This is a genomic window from Maribacter litoralis, assembly GCF_003075045.1.
GTDB classification, from domain to species: domain Bacteria; phylum Bacteroidota; class Bacteroidia; order Flavobacteriales; family Flavobacteriaceae; genus Maribacter; species Maribacter litoralis.
Genome location: NZ_QCZD01000002.1, coordinates 248,170 through 265,556, shown reverse-complemented (window position 1 = coordinate 265,556; position 17,387 = coordinate 248,170). Strand labels below are relative to the sequence as shown.

At 35.2% G+C, this 17,387-nt stretch carries 12 protein-coding genes and 2 tRNA genes; 7 read left to right on the top strand and 7 right to left on the bottom strand.

Features of this window, described 5'->3' with window-relative positions:
* Positions 1-61: 61 nt before the first annotated feature.
* Together DCS95_RS08415 and DCS95_RS08410 are read right to left on the bottom strand one after the other, a co-directional pair.
* Positions 62-622 (bottom strand): dienelactone hydrolase family protein, encoded by a 561-nt coding sequence (locus DCS95_RS08415; RefSeq protein ID WP_116770919.1) that lies wholly within the window; start codon positions 620-622, stop codon positions 62-64.
* A 253-nt stretch (positions 623-875) separates the two neighbouring features.
* Positions 876-2,390 (bottom strand): GH3 auxin-responsive promoter family protein, encoded by a 1,515-nt coding sequence (locus tag DCS95_RS08410; protein ID WP_116770364.1) that lies wholly within the window; start codon positions 2,388-2,390, stop codon positions 876-878.
* Between the two features lie 78 nt (positions 2,391-2,468).
* On the opposite strand from DCS95_RS08410, the gene DCS95_RS08405 reads away from it, so the two are divergent.
* On the top strand, positions 2,469-3,263 hold the full coding sequence (locus tag DCS95_RS08405; RefSeq protein ID WP_116770363.1) for a DUF2797 domain-containing protein: 795 nt from the start codon (positions 2,469-2,471) through the stop codon (positions 3,261-3,263).
* Here the strand turns inward: DCS95_RS08405 and DCS95_RS08400 are convergent.
* From DCS95_RS08400 to sppA, 3 genes are read right to left on the bottom strand one after another with little or no spacing between them, the layout of a single operon-like run.
* Entirely contained in the window at positions 3,256-5,994 is a 2,739-nt protein-coding gene (locus DCS95_RS08400; protein WP_116770362.1) for an AsmA-like C-terminal region-containing protein, read from the bottom strand. The genes DCS95_RS08405 and DCS95_RS08400 overlap by 8 nt on opposite strands.
* A 9-nt stretch (positions 5,995-6,003) precedes the next feature.
* Positions 6,004-6,744: a queuosine precursor transporter gene (locus DCS95_RS08395; protein ID WP_116770361.1), complete on the bottom strand. Its 741-nt coding sequence runs from the start codon at positions 6,742-6,744 to the stop codon at positions 6,004-6,006.
* Positions 6,745-6,748: 4 nt separating this feature from the next.
* Positions 6,749-8,509 carry a signal peptide peptidase SppA gene (gene sppA / locus DCS95_RS08390; protein ID WP_116770360.1) on the bottom strand — a complete coding sequence of 587 codons (1,761 nt, stop codon included), beginning with the start codon at positions 8,507-8,509 and terminating at the stop codon, positions 6,749-6,751.
* A gap of 72 nt (positions 8,510-8,581) precedes the next feature.
* On the opposite strand from sppA, the gene folK reads away from it, so the two are divergent.
* On the top strand, positions 8,582-9,730 hold the full coding sequence (gene folK, locus DCS95_RS08385) for a 2-amino-4-hydroxy-6-hydroxymethyldihydropteridine diphosphokinase (protein ID WP_116770359.1): 1,149 nt from the start codon (positions 8,582-8,584) through the stop codon (positions 9,728-9,730).
* Positions 9,731-9,842: 112 nt separating this feature from the next.
* Here the strand turns inward: folK and DCS95_RS08380 are convergent, their stop codons facing one another.
* Positions 9,843-10,373 (bottom strand): RNA methyltransferase, encoded by a 531-nt coding sequence (locus DCS95_RS08380; protein WP_116770358.1) that lies wholly within the window; start codon positions 10,371-10,373, stop codon positions 9,843-9,845.
* 165 nt (positions 10,374-10,538) lie between these two features.
* On the opposite strand from DCS95_RS08380, the gene mutS reads away from it, so the two are divergent.
* From mutS to DCS95_RS08355, 5 genes are all read left to right on the top strand, one after another.
* Positions 10,539-13,121, top strand: a complete 2,583-nt coding sequence (mutS, locus tag DCS95_RS08375) for a DNA mismatch repair protein MutS (protein WP_116770918.1) — start codon at positions 10,539-10,541, stop codon at positions 13,119-13,121.
* A 95-nt stretch (positions 13,122-13,216) separates the two neighbouring features.
* Positions 13,217-13,289: transfer RNA gene (locus DCS95_RS08370), tRNA-Gly, on the top strand.
* 43 nt (positions 13,290-13,332) lie between these two features.
* Positions 13,333-13,419 (top strand) — tRNA-Leu (locus tag DCS95_RS08365).
* A gap of 101 nt (positions 13,420-13,520) precedes the next feature.
* Complete coding sequence (locus DCS95_RS08360) at positions 13,521-14,156, top strand: SanA/YdcF family protein (protein WP_116770357.1); 636 nt, start codon at positions 13,521-13,523, stop codon at positions 14,154-14,156.
* Between the two features lie 35 nt (positions 14,157-14,191).
* Positions 14,192-15,442 (top strand): NRAMP family divalent metal transporter, encoded by a 1,251-nt coding sequence (locus DCS95_RS08355; RefSeq protein ID WP_116770356.1) that lies wholly within the window; start codon positions 14,192-14,194, stop codon positions 15,440-15,442.
* A 22-nt stretch (positions 15,443-15,464) separates the two neighbouring features.
* On the opposite strand, the gene DCS95_RS08350 is transcribed toward DCS95_RS08355, so the two are convergent.
* On the bottom strand, positions 15,465-17,378 hold the full coding sequence (locus DCS95_RS08350) for an OmpA family protein (RefSeq protein WP_116770355.1): 1,914 nt from the start codon (positions 17,376-17,378) through the stop codon (positions 15,465-15,467).
* Positions 17,379-17,387: the final 9 nt, after the last annotated feature.

Here is a 17,387-nt window from a genome sequence, read left to right as displayed (position 1 = left end):
AAAAAAAGCGAAGATTTTCATCTTCGCTTTTTTTTATATTCTTAAATCTTATATTAAAAGGCTATACCACTTTCTTTTTAACCTGTGGTGCAATCTGCGTTACTTCTTGCAATAAATCCATACAGACCTTTTTAATTATTTTTTCATCTGTATATAAAGTATGACCATAGTTAGGTAAAACATTCATTTCTACACCTAATTTATTTGCCCATTCTTCGCTTGGTCTAAATTCATCATTAGCACCATAAACCAGTGTATAAGGAATATTAGGTCTCTCGTTCTTTTTACGTATTCTGGTTGGAGATACACCATATAAAGACTTCACAGGTAAACCTCTCTTAGCGGCCTCCCAAACAATTGTAGCACCGGTACTAAAGGCTAAATAATAACAAGCTTCTGTTTCTTTCTTTAATAAATGAGAAACAGCTGTATCTGTACCACCTTCTAAAAAGGCATTATGTACATTTTCTTCGGTCTGAATTAAAATATCCAAATTCGCCAATTGTTGGCTATCATAAAAAGTAATATCAAAGTACTGTTGCAGATACCCTAAGTAAGAAGTAATCCACAATCCTTTTTTAGCGCCCCACATATCTGAAACGATCACTAATTTTTCTGCCATAATAATAGTATTTATAGTTTTGGTTAAGTTTTGCTCCAGCAAGTTGTATTAATTATCCTACCAATCACTATTTAATTGTTTACAGGTTAAAATTTATCGATGTAGACCCCATTATTCATAATAGGATATATGAAATAATAACATAATACCTGTAGGACAAAAACTACATGAACCTCAACAAATGTATGGCAATGATTATGAAAATATCAAATAATGTTGTGATTAGGTCAATATTTGGTGTGTATAGAGCAAATTACTTGTTCATTAGTAAAAGCTCATCTAAATAATCCCTTTTATTAGATAGTCTAGGAATTTTATGCTGCCCACCAAGTTTATCATTTTTCTTTAACCAGTCGTAAAAAAGATTCTTACGAGCCTCATGAACAATAGGAGCATTCAATGTAATGTTATGAAGCCTCTTAGCCTCATAATCAGAATTAAGGGATTTTAAAGCATTGTCAAAAATTTCAACAAAAGCACCAAAGTCTTTGGGCATGCTTCTAAATTCCATGATCCACTCATGTGCCCCTTTTTCCTTATTGACCATAAAAATGGGTCCGGCGGTATAGTCCATAATTTCCGCACCGGTTTTAGCGCAAGCTATTTTTAACGCTTCTTCTGCATTCTCAATTATAAGTTCTTCCCCAAAAACATTAATATGATGCTTAGTACGACCAGTAACTTTAATACGATAAGGGCTTTTAGAAGTAAAACGTACCGTATCCCCTATTTTATATCTCCATAAGCCTGAATTTGTAGTTATAACTATAGCATAGTTTTTACCTAATTCAATATCCCATAATGGTATAGCATCTTCGTTTAAAGCACCATAGACATCCATGGGAATAAACTCATAAAATATACCGTAGTCTAACATCAACAACAAATCGTCTGCACCATTTCTATCTTGAATTGCAAAGAAACCTTCAGATGCATTATAAATTTCATAGTATTGAAAGTTATTCTTTGGAAGTATTTTTTTGTATTGTTCCTTATACGGATTAAAATTTACCCCACCGTGAAAGTATACCTCCAAGTTTTCCCAAACCTGAAATAGATTATCCTTACCGGTCTCTTCTAGAACTTTATTCATTAATACCAACATCCAAGAAGGTACTCCTGCTAAACTAGTTACGTTTTCCTGTACGCTTTCATGAATAATAGCCATTAGCTTGCTTTCCCAATCGCTCATTAAAGAGACCTTATTACTAGGCGTGCTACTATATTCTGCCCATAAAGGCATATTATCGATTAAGATTGCAGATAAATCGCCGAACAAAGAACCATTATCTTCATAAAGCTCTTTACTACCACCTAAACGTAGACTCTTACCTGTAAATAGTTGAGAATTTTCGTTGTTATTCAAATAAAGACACAAAAGGTCTTTACTGGATTTATAATGACAATCTTCTAAAGCCTCTCCACTAACCGGAATAAATTTACTTTTAGCATTGGTGGTACCACTACTCTTGGCAAACAACTTTACTTTGGTAGGCCAAAACAGGTTTTGCTCCCCTCTTCTAGTACGTTCAATAATGGGTTGAATTTCTTCATAAGAAACAATAGGCAGCCTTTCCTTAAAATCTTTGTAAGACTCAATTGACTCAAAATCATACGTTCTACCCACCTCGGTATCTTCAGCAAATTCTAGCAATTGCAACAGCACCTCTTCTTGAACTTCTTCTGGATATTTTAAAAAAAGTTCTATTTGGTGAAATCGTTTTTTCAGCAACCAAGAGGCAATAGAATTAAATAGGGTAATTGGCATTTATGGGTATCTTTGTGCTGCTAAAAATAGGGTATCTAATTATCATTTTCAAATTACAAATCAATAAGCTACATTAACATGCAATACGAAGGAGTACTAAGAAAAATGCAGACAGAAATAGGAAGTCCAATTCAATATTTCATGTTGTTCGAATCAGATTTTTTGAATGTAAACCAAGTACTTGACAAAACGTTAAAAATAGAATTTATTAAATGCGAATGTCTAAACTGTGGCAATGACAGACCTATTTATAGACAAGGCTTTTGCAGAACCTGCTTTTTTGAAATTCCTTCTGCTGGTGATTGGATCATGCGACCAGAATTAAGCAAAGCTCATTTAGATCAAGAAGACCGAAATCTGGCGTACGAGAAAAAAGTACAGTTACAACCACATGTAGTCTATTTAGCCAACTCAAGCAATGTAAAAGTAGGTGTTACTAGAAAAGCCCAAGTACCCACAAGATGGATCGATCAAGGTGCACATGAAGCTATAGAAATCGTAGAAGTACCAAATCGCTATTTGGCGGGAATAACCGAAGTTGCCCTTAAAGATCATGTAGGGGACAAAACCAACTGGCGAACCATGCTCACCAATAATGTCGTAGATGAAAATCTACAAGAATGGCGAGAAAAACTCAAACAATATATACCAGAGGAAGCATTGCCGTATTACCTAGAAACCAACCAAGAGACAGAATTGGAATTTCCGGTGTTGCAATACCCTGCCAAGGTAAAAAGCCTTAACCTTACCAAAACACCTACATTTGAAGGTAAATTGAAAGGTATAAAAGGTCAGTATCTAATATTTGAAGACAACACGGTATTCAACGTTAGAGGTAGCGAAGGTTTCTATGTTGGCTTAACCATTAGTTAGTACTATCTTTTTTCTTATTACCGAAGAGTCCACCTAAGATATCCTTGGCCTTTTCTTTAACAGCTTCTTTCTGTGTATTTGCTGGTGTAGAATCGGTCTTTGTGGAAGTTGCTGATGTTACGGTATCTTTTTTTGTTCCTAAAATTCCGCCTAAAATATCTTTAGCACTGGTATTCGTGGTAGAGGTTTCATTACTCACAGAATCTTGGGCCGCTTTATTACCGGTAATTAAACCACCAATCAAATCTTTAGCCTTGTCAGTACCTTTGTTGATGAGCTTTTGCTTTTCGATCTCAACTAATTTGCTTGTTAACTCCTTAACACCAGATGTTAAATCTGTTGTTACAGTAGGACTACTATAAGCCCCACCAATATTTGCTACAACCGGTATAGTAAGGTCTGTTAATGAAGCATCATCAATTTTAGATATAAGTTTAGTAATATCTGACCCTAGATATTTTGCAGGCACCTGTAAAGATGCTTTGTAATTCAACTTTTGATCAAAAGAATGGCTACCATCTACATTGATGGCGATATCCTTATAATTCAAAGTAAAAGGTTTCACCGCCACAATACCATCTTTAAATGATAATGATGTTTTAATATCCTTTAAATTAAGTTGATCAACATCTATGAAGTTTAATTTTGAAACCAACGTATTTAGTACTGGTGCAGATTCTGTATTTACTTCCTCCGTCATGATATCTGCAAACAAATCTCCACTAAGCGATAACAAGTTCGGCATTAAATCGTCTGTCAAATTACCCGATAAAGAAATATCTGAAGTTAATTTACCGTTTAACATTTGAGCAATTGGAGCCACCGCCTTAAATAAATCTACAGAAGCGAACGTCTCTTGAATACCCAACTGATTTAGATCTAATTTCATATTAAATGTAGGTGTATCGGTTTTAGTAGAAACCTGACCATTAAAGCCTATTTTACCACCGAACATACCTGCAGACATATTACTAAGTGTAGCTGTCTCATCTTTAATTTTTAGAACCCCAGTAACATCGCTTAGAACAATATCATCGTAAATTACCTTTTTAGCATCGGCATAAATAGTGGCATCCAGAAATGATGGAATCTTAATCTTTTCCTCCGTATTTTCGCCTGTAGTTTCATTTTCACCCGTAGTAGATGGTGTTTCCGTTTCGGCAACCATAAAATCGTTAAGGGCAAAAGAGTTGGACTTCAAGTTGAAATTACCTTCAACCTTTTCATCGTTAAACATAAAACCCAACAAATTATTTATAGTACCCGTAGCATCAAAGTCTGTAGTACCAGTGGTACCATTTAAACTATTTAATGTCACCGTCTTTGGATTGAAAGTTAAGCGTGCAGATTTAAATGTAACCGGATTGGCAAGTTCGTCTGAATTATATTCGAAATCGGTCAAACTCAAATCACCGGTAGTACTTGTTTTTTCGTATTGTTCTTTCTCTACCGAAGCCATATCAAAAGCAGTTGAGATATCCGCTTTCAACATTCCTTTTAAATTGTATTCAGCTGGTACAGGATAAGCTTTAGAAATATTTGCCAAATTCATATTACCATCCATATGGGCCTTAACCTTAGTATTACCCATAAGCTCCGTGATATTAGAAGTAAGGTTGAACTTATCTTCATCTATCATGAACGATGCCTTATTGATATTTACGTAAGTATCTTCAACAATACCCGTTTCATTATCTATCTGAACATCTAAAAAAACATTCTTAACCGCTTTTGGTAAATCTGGATATTTAAAAGACGCATTATCAGAATTTAATTCGATATGAAATTTTGGAATATGGGTTTCATCCACAACACCGTTAAAATTACCATTTACCGTAAAATTACCTGTTGTAGTTACATCTTCAATATTTTTTGAATACGCTTCGGGAATGACACCTAAGAAATTTCTAAAATCAGATGATGGGGTCTTAAAAGTCAAATCCACTTCTTGACTTGTCTCATTCAATTTAACAAAACCATCGAACACTAATGGCAACTGATTGATCAGCGCTTCGTTTTTTAAAAATGAATACTTATTCTCGTTTAAATCTATACCGATAAGTGCATCTAATTTTATCTTGTTTTTATTCAGATAGTTTACACTGTCCATTTCCAAAGAAATTAGAGCGTTGGTATGCGTATCCAACTCCGAAGTAGCTAAAGACAAATCTCCTGTTCCATTGTGTTGAAAATCGTCTAATTTAAAAGCTATACCCGTAGAATTATCGGTGTAATAGATTCTTGAATCTGTAATTTCATAAGACTGCAGGTCAAAAGAAAAACCATCGGTAGTACTTGGCTCTTCTACCGTAGATGCAGTTTCAGAAGCCAAAGCAATATCATAGTTAGCATTTTCTTCTTTATCCACCACAATATTCACCAAGGCTCCGTCCAAATTAATATCGTTAATGGCAATTGCATCGCCAGTACTTTTAAACAACTGCATTATACCCATGGTCAAATCCAAATTATTGGCTTTGAAGAGCGTATCGCCCTCAAAAGGGGCTTTGTTGATCAACACCACATCTTTGAAACCTACTTCCGCATTTGGAAAGCTTTTTACCAAACTCAAGTTTGCCTCCGAAAAATCTAATGTAGCATTGACGTTGTTGTTAACGTTATTCTTTATAATGTCACCAATTTTTGCTTCCAAGAAAAAAGGTGCTGCAATTAAAACGATTAGTATCAATAAAAAAAGTACTCCTACAATTTTCAATATTTTCTTACCCATAGTAAATTTTTATACTGTTCTATTTTGTTTTTCTAAATCCATAATATCTAAGTCCAATTCTTCATTTGGCCTTAGATTAAAACGCTTTCTCATAATATATACGAAGAAATAGAGAAAAGGGGTGTCTATAAATGCTATAAAAATCTTAAAAATAAATCCGCTGACTACCAGTCCGAAAAAAAGCTCCCACGGCAATACTTTAAAGACACATAACAATGCCACAACGGTAAACGTATCTAGAAATTGTGATAGAAATGTTGAAAAATTGTTACGTAACCATAAGTACTTTCCTTTTGTCAATTTTTTCCAAAAATGATATATGGCAACATCTACATATTGCGCCAACAAATACGCAATCATAGAGGCCAAGACCGCTATTGGTGACAAAGCAAAAACTTGGGTAAATGTAGCATCATTTATGGGTGAAGAAGGTATAGCTGGGGCTACTTCTGCAACTAAAATGATTCCCATGGAAAAGAAAGAGGCAAATATACCGGCGGTAACAATTTGGTTCGCCATTTTTCTACCGTAAATTTCAGATATGAGATCAGTGATTAAAAAAGTGATCGGGTAAGGTAAAATACCTACGGAAACCTCAAAAAGGGATACTCCAAAAACGGTGAAATCCCCGAAGGGATTCCAATAGAAAAATTTCTGAAAAATAAGATTAGAAACAACTAAGGAGGTAATAAACAAAGCCCCTAAATACAGATAAATACGGTGTGCTAATTTTCTATCTTTTAAGGTCATAAACTTATTTAATATCTAAAGCAAACGGCATTTTAGCTTGTATTCCACTTTGCTTTTTTAGAGATTTAAGTTCCTTAAGAACTTGGTAAGCCTCTTCCCCTATCTCATCTTTTAACAGATTTTCTTTAACCCTTACACTTGCACCTTCAAGATCTTCCATAAAACGCTCAAATCCGCTTTTATACTTCGGAAATTTCTTAACGCCATATGCACTTAACTCAGCCATTTCTGCAGCAGCGGCAATAGCATCATCTAAATTACCCAATTCATCTACCAGACCAATCTCCAATGCCTCTGTACCACTCCAAACTCTACCTTGAGCAACACTATCTACCTGTGCCATTGTCATACCTCTACCTTGCGAAACCCTTTGCAGAAAAGTCTCATAAGTCTCTTCAATACTCTCTTGAACCTGGTTTTTAAAACTATCTTGCATTGGCTCAAAAAGAGAATATTCCACAGCGTTTTTATTAGTGCCGACCTGTTCTGCATTTATACCTACATTATCTGCCAACTCGGTTAAATTGGGCACTGTACCGAATACACCTATTGAACCCGTTATAGTAGTAGGTTCAGCGTAAATTTTATTAGCACCGGCAGCAATATAATACCCGCCAGAGGCAGCTACATTTCCCATAGAAACGATGACTGGTTTCTCCTTTTTTGTCAATTCTACTTCTCTCCAAATAATATCGGAAGTTAATGCACTACCTCCAGGAGAGTTAACCCGCAATACAATCGCCTTAACCTTATCATCTTCACGAGCTTTTATCAAAGCTTCGTTAATGATACCCTGACCTATAATATTAGGACCACCTTCACCGTAAAATATTTCTCCCTGCGCAAAAACTACCGCAATTTTATCATCACCGGATTTCAGTGTCTTTTTATTAGAGTACTTTACGTAGTCATCTAAAGTGCTATAATTAATTTTCTCATCTTTCTTTAATTGTAATGCATTTGCCAATTTGTTTTCATATTCATCATAAAAAACAACATCATCTACCAATCCAGACAATTTTGCAAACTTAGGAGTTCTGCCGCCTAATGTATCTGCAATTATGTTTAGGTCAGATTCAGAAATAGATCTGGTTTCAGACATATCCGTCACCATTGAGTTCCATAAAGATTGCAATAATGAAGTCAATTGACTTCTATTTGCTTCACTCATTGTATCCTCTAAATATGGCTCAACCGCACTTTTATACTTACCATGGCGAATAACCTCCATCTTAATACCAGATTTCTCTTGGAGTTCTTTATAGTAAAGCACCTCTGTTGACAATCCTTTAAAATCTAATACCCCAACCGGATTTATAAAAACAGAATCGGCAACACTAGCCAAATAATAATCACGTTGCATGAAAAAATCTGCATACGCATAAATGAACTTCCCTTCTGCCTTAAAATCTTCAAGTGATTTTCTAATTGCCTGAGTTTGTGCCAAACCAGCAATAATGAAATTATTATTTATACTAATACCCTTTATACGGTCATCATTTTTGGCCACCTCTATAGCATGTATAATTTCATCCAATCCTTGCGACTCATCGAATATACCTGCAAATGGATCAAGCTCATTACTACCTGTATAATCAGAAATAGGTCTTTGAAGTTGCAGTTCAAGAATAGAGTTATCCTTAACAGAAACAGTGTCTTCACTACTACTAACAAGGCTTACGAAAATCAAAAACATTACGAACATGATTCCGAAGGCAAACAAGGAGCCTAAAATGGACGCTAGAAAATTTCTTAAAAATTTCATTTAAATCTTTATTTTAAATAGTTAACAAAGATAACTAATGTGAATATGTTTTAGTTATTTTGTTCTAAGATTATGGGAGTATACAAAACAGCATTATTATCTATAGGAAGCAATTTAGGCAACCGTCAACTATTATTACAAAAAGCCATCTTTGAAATAGGCAAAGTTGCAGGTGAAATTAGACAAGTATCTGCCACTTATAAGACCCCGTCATGGGGTTTTGAAGGCGAAGATTTCCTAAATGCGTGTTTAGAACTACAAACCTTACTGTCACCTAATGACCTTCTAAAAGAACTATTGGATATTGAAACCGCCTTTGGAAGAGAAAGAAACCATAGTGAAAGTTACCAGAGTAGAACTTTGGACATTGACATTATTTATTATGACAAAGAGGTTATAAATACTGATGCGCTTACCATACCGCACCCAAAAATGCAAGAGAGAAAATTTATCTTAAAACCACTTGCTGATATATCGCCGCAATTCTACCACCCTATTTTTAACAAGGATACGCGAAACTTATTACAGGAGTGCAAAGATAAAAGCAGCATTACCAAACAAATACAAAGACTGTTCAAAAACAGACATACCTTTTTTGCCAGTTTGCAATATGTTGCAATTGAAGGTAACATTGGAGCAGGAAAAACAACCCTTGCCACCAAAATTGCAGATGATTTCAATGCAAAGTTGATTTTAGAAAGATTTGCCGAAAATCCGTTTTTACCAAACTTTTATATCGACCAATCTAGATATGCTTTTCCTTTAGAAATGTCATTTTTAGCAGATCGTTATCAACAATTTACAGAAGACACCAACCAGCTAGACCTTTTTAAAAGTTTTATGGTCAGTGATTACGATATTTATAAATCTTTGATTTTTGCTAAAGTAACCCTTCAACAAAACGAATTTGACCTTTACAGAAAAGTGTTCAATTTTATGTACAAAGAAGTTAAAAAGCCAAAAATTTACGTTTATCTATACCAAACTACAGAACGGTTATTACAACAAATTAAACAACGAGGTAGAGATTACGAGCAGAATATAGAGCTATCCTATCTAGAGAAAATCAATAGAGGTTACTTTGACTTTTTGCGAACTTACCCCAAAGAGAACCAACTAATTATGGATGTTAGCGAGTTAGATTTCGTGAGCCGAAAAAGTGATTATGAAACCGTTTTAACCAAGATCGAAGACTTTGCCCTATCCAATTTATATCAATAATAAATTGCATGATTTCTTGCGTAAATGAAAAGAAAATCTTTTATTGTGAAGGCATACGTGCGACTAACTAACTCAAACTATACTTAAAAACCTGGTCTATGATCAGGTTTTTTTATGCGTTAATTTTACTCCAACAATCCCAAATCACAATACCGACACTGACCGAAATATTCAAGGAATGTTTAGTACCAAATTGAGGTATCTCTAAAACTTGATCACTGGCAGAAACAACGTTTTGCGTTACGCCCTTAACCTCATTACCAAAAACAAGTACTTGCTTTTTTTCATTTATGGGTGCATAGTCATTTAGCTGGGTAGCATTTTCTGCCTGTTCCACAGAAATAACATGGCAGCCTTCATTTTTTAGCCTTTCGACCAATGTAATCGTTTCTGGAACATGCTCCCAATCTACACTATCGGTAGCACCCAAAGCAGTTTTATGTATATCTTTATGAGGAGGAGTAGCGGTAATACCGCACAAATAAATCTTTTCTACAAGAAAGGCATCCGCAGTTCTAAAAACGGAACCAATATTATTTAAACTTCTAATATTATCAAGTACAATTATAATTGGCGATTTACCGGCGAGCTTATATCCTTCCACATCTATTCTTCCCAGTTCATCATTTCTTAATTTCCTCATAATCCTTATTCAATTTCATTAGTACAATATGGGTACAAACTTATCCTCAAATATCAACAATGATTAAAATTTCAGTGATAAAACCATATTTTCGTGAAGGAGCAAAATTAATGAGATAAAGATAAAGTGGCGGGAAAAAGCAAAACAAAAAAGGTAACCCCTTTAATGAAGCAATACAATACCATCAAGACTAAATATCCTGATGCATTATTGCTGTTTAGAGTAGGTGATTTTTATGAAACTTTTGGTGAAGATGCGGTAAAAGCTTCACGTATACTGGGCATAATTCTAACCAATAGAAATAATGGCGGAGAACGCACCGAATTGGCAGGTTTTCCACACCATTCGCTTAACACTTACTTACCTAAATTGGTGAAAGCGGGGCAACGAGTTGCAATTTGCGATCAACTTGAAGACCCTAAGCAGACCAAAACCATTGTAAAAAGAGGGGTTACCGAACTGGTTACACCCGGGGTAGCAATGAACGATGATATCTTAAACTCAAAAACCAATAATTTTCTTTGCGCCATTCATTTTGGACGGAAAAAAATCGGGATTTCTTTCATTGATATTTCAACTGGAGAATTTTTAACCTCTGAAGGAAGCGAAGAACAGATTGATAAGTTAATACAGAATTTTTCACCAAACGAAATCTTAATTTCAAAAGCTCATAAAAAAGAGTTCTTAGAAGTATTCGGTAAAAACCACCATTTATTTTATTTAGAAGATTGGGTTTTTCAAGAAGATTATGCCTTAGAGAATTTAACCTCTCATTTTAACACAAATACCTTAAAAGGTTTTGGCGTAGATCATTTAAGCTGTGGAATTATTGCATCGGGTGTTGTTTTACATTATTTGGGCGAAACCCAACACAGGCAATTACAACATATATCAAAATTACAGCGTATTGCCGAAGATGATTATATATGGATGGATAGGTTTACCATTAAAAACCTTGAACTCTATCATTCTACCAATGTAAATGCCGTTACCCTTTTAGATGTCATAGACAAAACCATTTCACCAATGGGTGGCAGAATGATCAAAAGATGGTTGGCGCTACCACTTAAGAATTTAGAAAAAATTAAAAGGAGACAACAAATCGTTTCCTATCTATACCAAGATGAGGTTACCTTAGAAAAGTTTCAGCACCATATTAAACAAATGGGTGATATTGAACGTTTAATTTCTAAAGTAGCTACTGGCAAGGTAAACCCAAAAGAGGTTGTACAATTAAAGAATTCACTTGAAGCCTTAATTCCCATAAAGCAATTGGCCACATCATCTAAAAATGAGTCATTGGCTCTTACAGGTGACCAAATACAGTCTTGCGATCTTTTAAGGGCAAAAATCAAGGAAATGCTAAGTGAAGAAGCACCTGTAAATATTTTAAAAGGTAGCACTATAGCACAAGGTTTTTCGGAAGAATTAGATGAGCTAAGAGGATTGGCAACATCTGGCAAAAATTATCTAAACGATATGCTGGAGAGGGAAACGGCCGCAACCGGCATAACCTCGCTCAAAATAGCATCAAACAATGTTTTTGGGTATTATATAGAAGTAAGAAATACGCATAAGGACAAAGTACCAGAAAGCTGGACACGTAAACAAACCTTAGTAAATGCAGAGCGATACATTACCGATGAACTCAAAGAGTATGAAGCCAAGATTTTAGGTGCAGAAGACCGTATCTTAACCTTAGAACAGCAACTCTTCTCACAATTAGTGGTGTGGATGCAAGAATATATTACACCGGTACAAAACAACGCGCATTTAGTTGCCCAGTTAGACTGCCTTTGCGGATTTGCGCAATTGGCAAAAGAAAACAGTTACAATTGCCCTGCATTGAACGACTCAACAGATTTGCAGATTACAGAAGGTAGGCACCCGGTCATTGAAAAACAATTGCCATTAGGTGAACAGTACATTGCAAACGATTTACAGCTAGACAGGTCTAACCAACAATTCATAATGATCACAGGACCAAACATGAGTGGTAAATCTGCTCTATTGAGGCAAACGGCATTGATTGTACTATTGGCTCAAATGGGAAGTTTTGTTCCCGCCGAAACGGCAAAAATTGGTGTGGTAGATAAAATATTTACCCGTGTAGGCGCTAGTGATAACATTTCAATGGGCGAATCTACATTTATGGTAGAAATGAACGAAACAGCATCTATTCTAAATAATTTGTCTGAGCGTAGCCTCGTATTATTAGATGAAATTGGTCGTGGCACCAGTACCTATGACGGTATTTCTATAGCGTGGGCCATATCTGAATATTTACATGAGCATCCGGCGAGGGCAAAAACCATGTTTGCCACACATTACCATGAGCTAAATGAAATGACCAATACCTTTGATAGAATAAAGAATTTCAACGTAGCCATAAAAGAATTAAAAGACAACGTACTTTTCTTAAGAAAGCTAATACCTGGCGGCAGCGAACATAGCTTTGGTATACACGTAGCAAAAATGGCGGGCATGCCACAACAAGTAATTCAAAAGGCAAACAAGATTTTAAAAAAATTGGAAAACAAACATGTCAGCGAAGAGGTGGGAGAAAAACTCATGAGCGATGCCGATGAAATGCAACTAAGTTTTTTCAATTTAGATGATCCGTTGTTAGAGGAAATAAAGGAGGAAATAACACATTTGGATATAGATACACTTACCCCTGTAGAGGCTTTAATGAAATTAAATGAGATTAAACGTCTGTTAACCAAGGACAAAAAGGCGACATCTTAAAATATTTAATTCTTTTACACTTTTTTACTTTGACATTTACAGAATTGTATTAAATTTGCACCCGCATCTGGAAACAGTTGCACGTTCATTAACTTGCGAAAATAGCTCAGCTGGTAGAGCGCCACCTTGCCAAGGTGGAGGTCGCGGGTTCGAATCCCGTTTTTCGCTCAGCAAAATGTTAGTTAAAAACATTTTTCATAAAACCAAGTATGCTCGAGTGGTGGAATTGGTAGACACGCCGGACTTAAAATCCTGTGCTCTTTGGGGCGTGCGGGTTCAAGTCCCGCCTCGAGTACCACAAACCCCTGAAATCAATTGATTTCAGGGGTTTTTTATTTTATTCACTTTACAAATTCAAGTCACAAGTTATTTACTAACTTTAGTATTGAAATAGTCTACATGCTAAAAAAGATTCTTAAAATATTCGGATTACTTTTAATACTACTGGTACTGATCATTTTCGCATGTAACATCATTATTTCAAGTACCGCCGATGGAAAAACATTTACAGACATTTCATCAACACCCAAGAACAGGGTAGGTTTAGTTTTAGGCACTTCCAACAAATTAACCAATGGCTCACCAAACCCTTACTACACTTATCGTATAGATGCCACCAAAGCGTTATACAATGCCGGTAAAATTGAATTTATACTGGTTAGCGGTGACAATGGCAGTATTTACTATAATGAACCCGATACTTTTAAAAAAGACCTGGTTAAAGCCGGTATTCCCGAACATGTAATTTTCTTGGACTATGCAGGTTTTAGAACTTTAGATTCCATGTTTAGGGCAAAGTTTATTTTTGGTTTAGATGATGTAACCGTTATTTCTCAAAAATTCCACAATGAAAGGGCCATTTATATTGCCAAACAAAAAGGCTTAAATGCCATTGGCTTCAACGCTCAAGATGTTTCTACCAGCCAAGGTTTAAAAGTGCAGTTAAGAGAATATTTGGCGCGCGTAAAAGTATTTATTGATATGCTGTTGAATACCCAACCCAAATTCTACGGAACTACTGTAGAAATAAAATAGATTACATTTAAGGTTACCAACCAAACGTATCTGCAATGTTCAATTTTAAAACTATACTTAAAAATTTAGGTCCCGGAATTTTGTTTGCCAGCATGGCCATAGGTACCTCTCACCTTGTTTTGTCCACAAAAGCAGGTGCCCAATATGGCTGGCTAATGATTATACCTATCATATTGGCTAATGTTTTAAAATATCCCTTTTTTGAGTTTGGGGTAAGGTATACCAATGTTACCAACAAAACACTTATAGAAGGCTATCTCAACAGAGGAAAAGGCTATTTATGGTTTTATGCCATCATAACATTTGTTACCACATTTACCATCTTAGCAGCATTATATACCGTAACCGCAGGGTTATTCATCAATCTATTCAATATAGGGCATAGTTCTATAGCTATAGTTGCGCTGTGTCTATTCTTAATTATAAGCGCACTTCTAATTTTAGGGAAATACAAATTTCTGGAAATTAGCCTAAAGTTCGTAATTAGCATTCTGTTTATTGCATTACTGGTTACAACCGTGTTAGTTCTTTTAAAAGGACCGGTTGAACATATAGCCGATTTTAAACCACTACCTATTTTTAATGATGTCGGAATTCTTTTTTTAATAGGATTAATTGGTTGGATGCCCACCACTGTTGAAGCCTCTAGTTGGATTAGTTTATGGAGTATAGAAAAATGGAAAACTCAAGATAAGCCAAGTTTAAAAGAGTCATTACAAGAATTTAATATAGGCTATATCATAACGGCAATTTTAGCTATATTTTTTATGGTTATAGGTTGGTATACCTTATATGGCACCAACACCCACCTAAGCAATAACGCCGTTAGTTTTGCGGATCAAGTCGTGCGTTTATTTACCGAGCATATAGGCACTTGGGCATATCTCTTTATCGCCATATCTGCCTTTGCCACGATGTTCAGCACATGCATGACCGCACATGATGCATTGGCAAGGGTGAGCCTCGACATTATCTCTTTACTAAAACCGCAAACCAAGTGGTATAGCACCAGGAATGCATACGCCACGGGAGTACTCCTTTTAACAATTATTAATTTTGTTGTAATTGCTGCTTTCAGTGCTAATATGGGAGATTTGGTCGCTTTGGCAACATTTGTTTCGTTCATTGTAGCGCCAATAGTCGGGTATATGAATTTGAAAAACGTAACCAGTAACGATCTAGATTCTCAATTTTGGCCTAACAGACAACTAAAGTTATTGACTTATGCAGGAATATTATTTTTAACCTGTTTTGCTCTTTACTATTTCTATATAATCATTCTATAGTAACTAGAAAAACAGGCAAATCTTATTCAACCACAAATAGTGTACGTTCATTCTGCTTATGAAGGAAATCTAGGCAATATGCACCGTTAGTACAATTATTTACTATTTTCTCCTCCCCATAACCGATAGCTTCAATGATGTTATGCGAATTTAAACCGTTACTTAACAAATATTGCTTAATGGTATTTGCTCTATCTTGTGACAATCTCTTATTATACGAGCTACTACCTCTACTATCTGTGTAAGATTCAATTCTTAACCTAATTTGTGGAAAACGCTCTACCGCATCAATTACTTTTTTCAACTCTGTTTCTACCTGAGCATTCATAGTAGATTTCCCTTTATCAAAGTAAAACTTCTTAAGCTTAAGTACAGTTTTCTCTTCTTTTTCGGTAATTAAATCTTCCATTTTTGCCAAGCCCATGTTATAGGCCGTATTCTGAATTTCTTTCATACCCTCTTCTGAGTACGTAGTTGAGAAAATAGAATAACCGTCGCTCATTGCTTGTATGGTTACTTGAGACATCCAAGGAATTTCAATTCTAAAGCTTCCATCTACACCAGAAACCACTTCTTTTAAAATATCTCCCTGTTGATTTAACAATCGTACTTGAGCCCCTTGTAATCCTGCTTTATTTCTTAGGTTTACCACTTTGCCCCCAAGCGCAAAAGTCTTCAAACCTGGTGTTTCATCAAGCTCGAACGCATAAAGATCATCTCCGCCCTTTCCTCCTTTTCTATTGGAAGCAAAAAAACCTGATAATCCATCATCATCTTTAGACCTTTCAATGATAAATCCAAAATCGTCTGATTTAGAGTTGATACCCTCGCCTAAGTTAACCGGTATGGTATAGGCTTCATCAGCCAATATGTTAGATTTATAGATATCCATTCCACCTAGACCATAAAATACATCGGAAGAAAAATAAAGACTGCCATCAAAAATATATGGTGCTATTTCATTACCGGGGGAATTGATCCTAGGTCCTAAATTAATAGGTGCGGACATAATCTGTCCGTTATTAGTGTAAACGTAATAAAGATCTGTACCACCATAACTATCATCAAAATTCGCTGCAAAGTATAAGCGTTCGGTCGTATCGTCAAAAAATGGATAGTAAAAAGACGTACTTAAATCTTTTAAGATAAACCTAAACCTACCATTTTCTGAAAGTGTACCAATTGCCAATGCATTTTTACCATTCTCATCATATCGTAATTCACCATCTTCAGTATTAGAAAGAATATAAAAAAATGTAGAAAGTTTAGAAGAGTAATACGGTGTAGATTTGTGAAATTCAGTAGCCGGTATTTCTTTAAAAGCTTCAACATCTACCAAGGCATTTGAAGAATTTATTCTAGCAAAATAGATGTCTAAATACGATTCTCCAGTAGGTTCGTAAACGTTTTTAGAATTTCTAGACCTACTACTACTAAACAGAATACCATTTTTGTAAAAAGCCGGAGAGAAATCTCCTTGAGGACTATTGATGCCTAAATCACGAATAATATTGTTATCATTTTTATTCGGGATTTCCAATAAACTATAATTGAACTCTGCGTTTTCTAAAAGTTCTGGAGATAATTTATCCGCTTTAGACCTAAGAAAAGTTTTTACCCTATCTCGTTCAGAAATCTTTGATAAGCTTTGTAACATTTTATTAAACCTATTCACAGACATAATAGTGTCATTCTTATTGACTTCTAAATAAAGTTCTGAGGCATTATCAAAGCTACCTGTACTGAAATAAGAATCTGCAAGGTTCAACAATTGATGGTTGGTCAATGGATTTTTCTCCATTTCCTTTTTATACTCTGTAATTGCCTGTTGGTATTGATAGCCATAAAACAGATTATCAGCTTTAGACTTTTTATTTTGGGCAAAAGTCAAAAGTGGTATAAAAACCAGAAATGATATGATAAATTTAAATTTCATTATAGTTCT

Bases quoted from the DNA above. Each gene is read 5' to 3' on its own strand.
- mutS (WP_116770918.1), top strand. From the start codon at position 10,539: ATGAAGCAATACAATACCATCAAGACTAAATATCCTGATGCATTATTG.
- DCS95_RS08355 (WP_116770356.1), top strand. From the start codon at position 14,192: ATGTTCAATTTTAAAACTATACTTAAAAATTTAGGTCCCGGAATTTTG.
- DCS95_RS08350 (WP_116770355.1), bottom strand. From the start codon at position 17,378: ATGAAATTTAAATTTATCATATCATTTCTGGTTTTTATACCACTTTTG.
- DCS95_RS08380 (WP_116770358.1), bottom strand. From the start codon at position 10,373: ATGAGGAAATTAAGAAATGATGAACTGGGAAGAATAGATGTGGAAGGA.
- DCS95_RS08360 (WP_116770357.1), top strand. From the start codon at position 13,521: ATGCTAAAAAAGATTCTTAAAATATTCGGATTACTTTTAATACTACTG.
- DCS95_RS08395 (WP_116770361.1), bottom strand. From the start codon at position 6,744: ATGACCTTAAAAGATAGAAAATTAGCACACCGTATTTATCTGTATTTA.
- DCS95_RS08405 (WP_116770363.1), top strand. From the start codon at position 2,469: ATGCAATACGAAGGAGTACTAAGAAAAATGCAGACAGAAATAGGAAGT.
- DCS95_RS08415 (WP_116770919.1), bottom strand. From the start codon at position 622: ATGGCAGAAAAATTAGTGATCGTTTCAGATATGTGGGGCGCTAAAAAA.
- DCS95_RS08400 (WP_116770362.1), bottom strand. From the start codon at position 5,994: ATGGGTAAGAAAATATTGAAAATTGTAGGAGTACTTTTTTTATTGATA.
- sppA (WP_116770360.1), bottom strand. From the start codon at position 8,509: ATGAAATTTTTAAGAAATTTTCTAGCGTCCATTTTAGGCTCCTTGTTT.
- DCS95_RS08410 (WP_116770364.1), bottom strand. From the start codon at position 2,390: ATGCCAATTACCCTATTTAATTCTATTGCCTCTTGGTTGCTGAAAAAA.
- folK (WP_116770359.1), top strand. From the start codon at position 8,582: ATGGGAGTATACAAAACAGCATTATTATCTATAGGAAGCAATTTAGGC.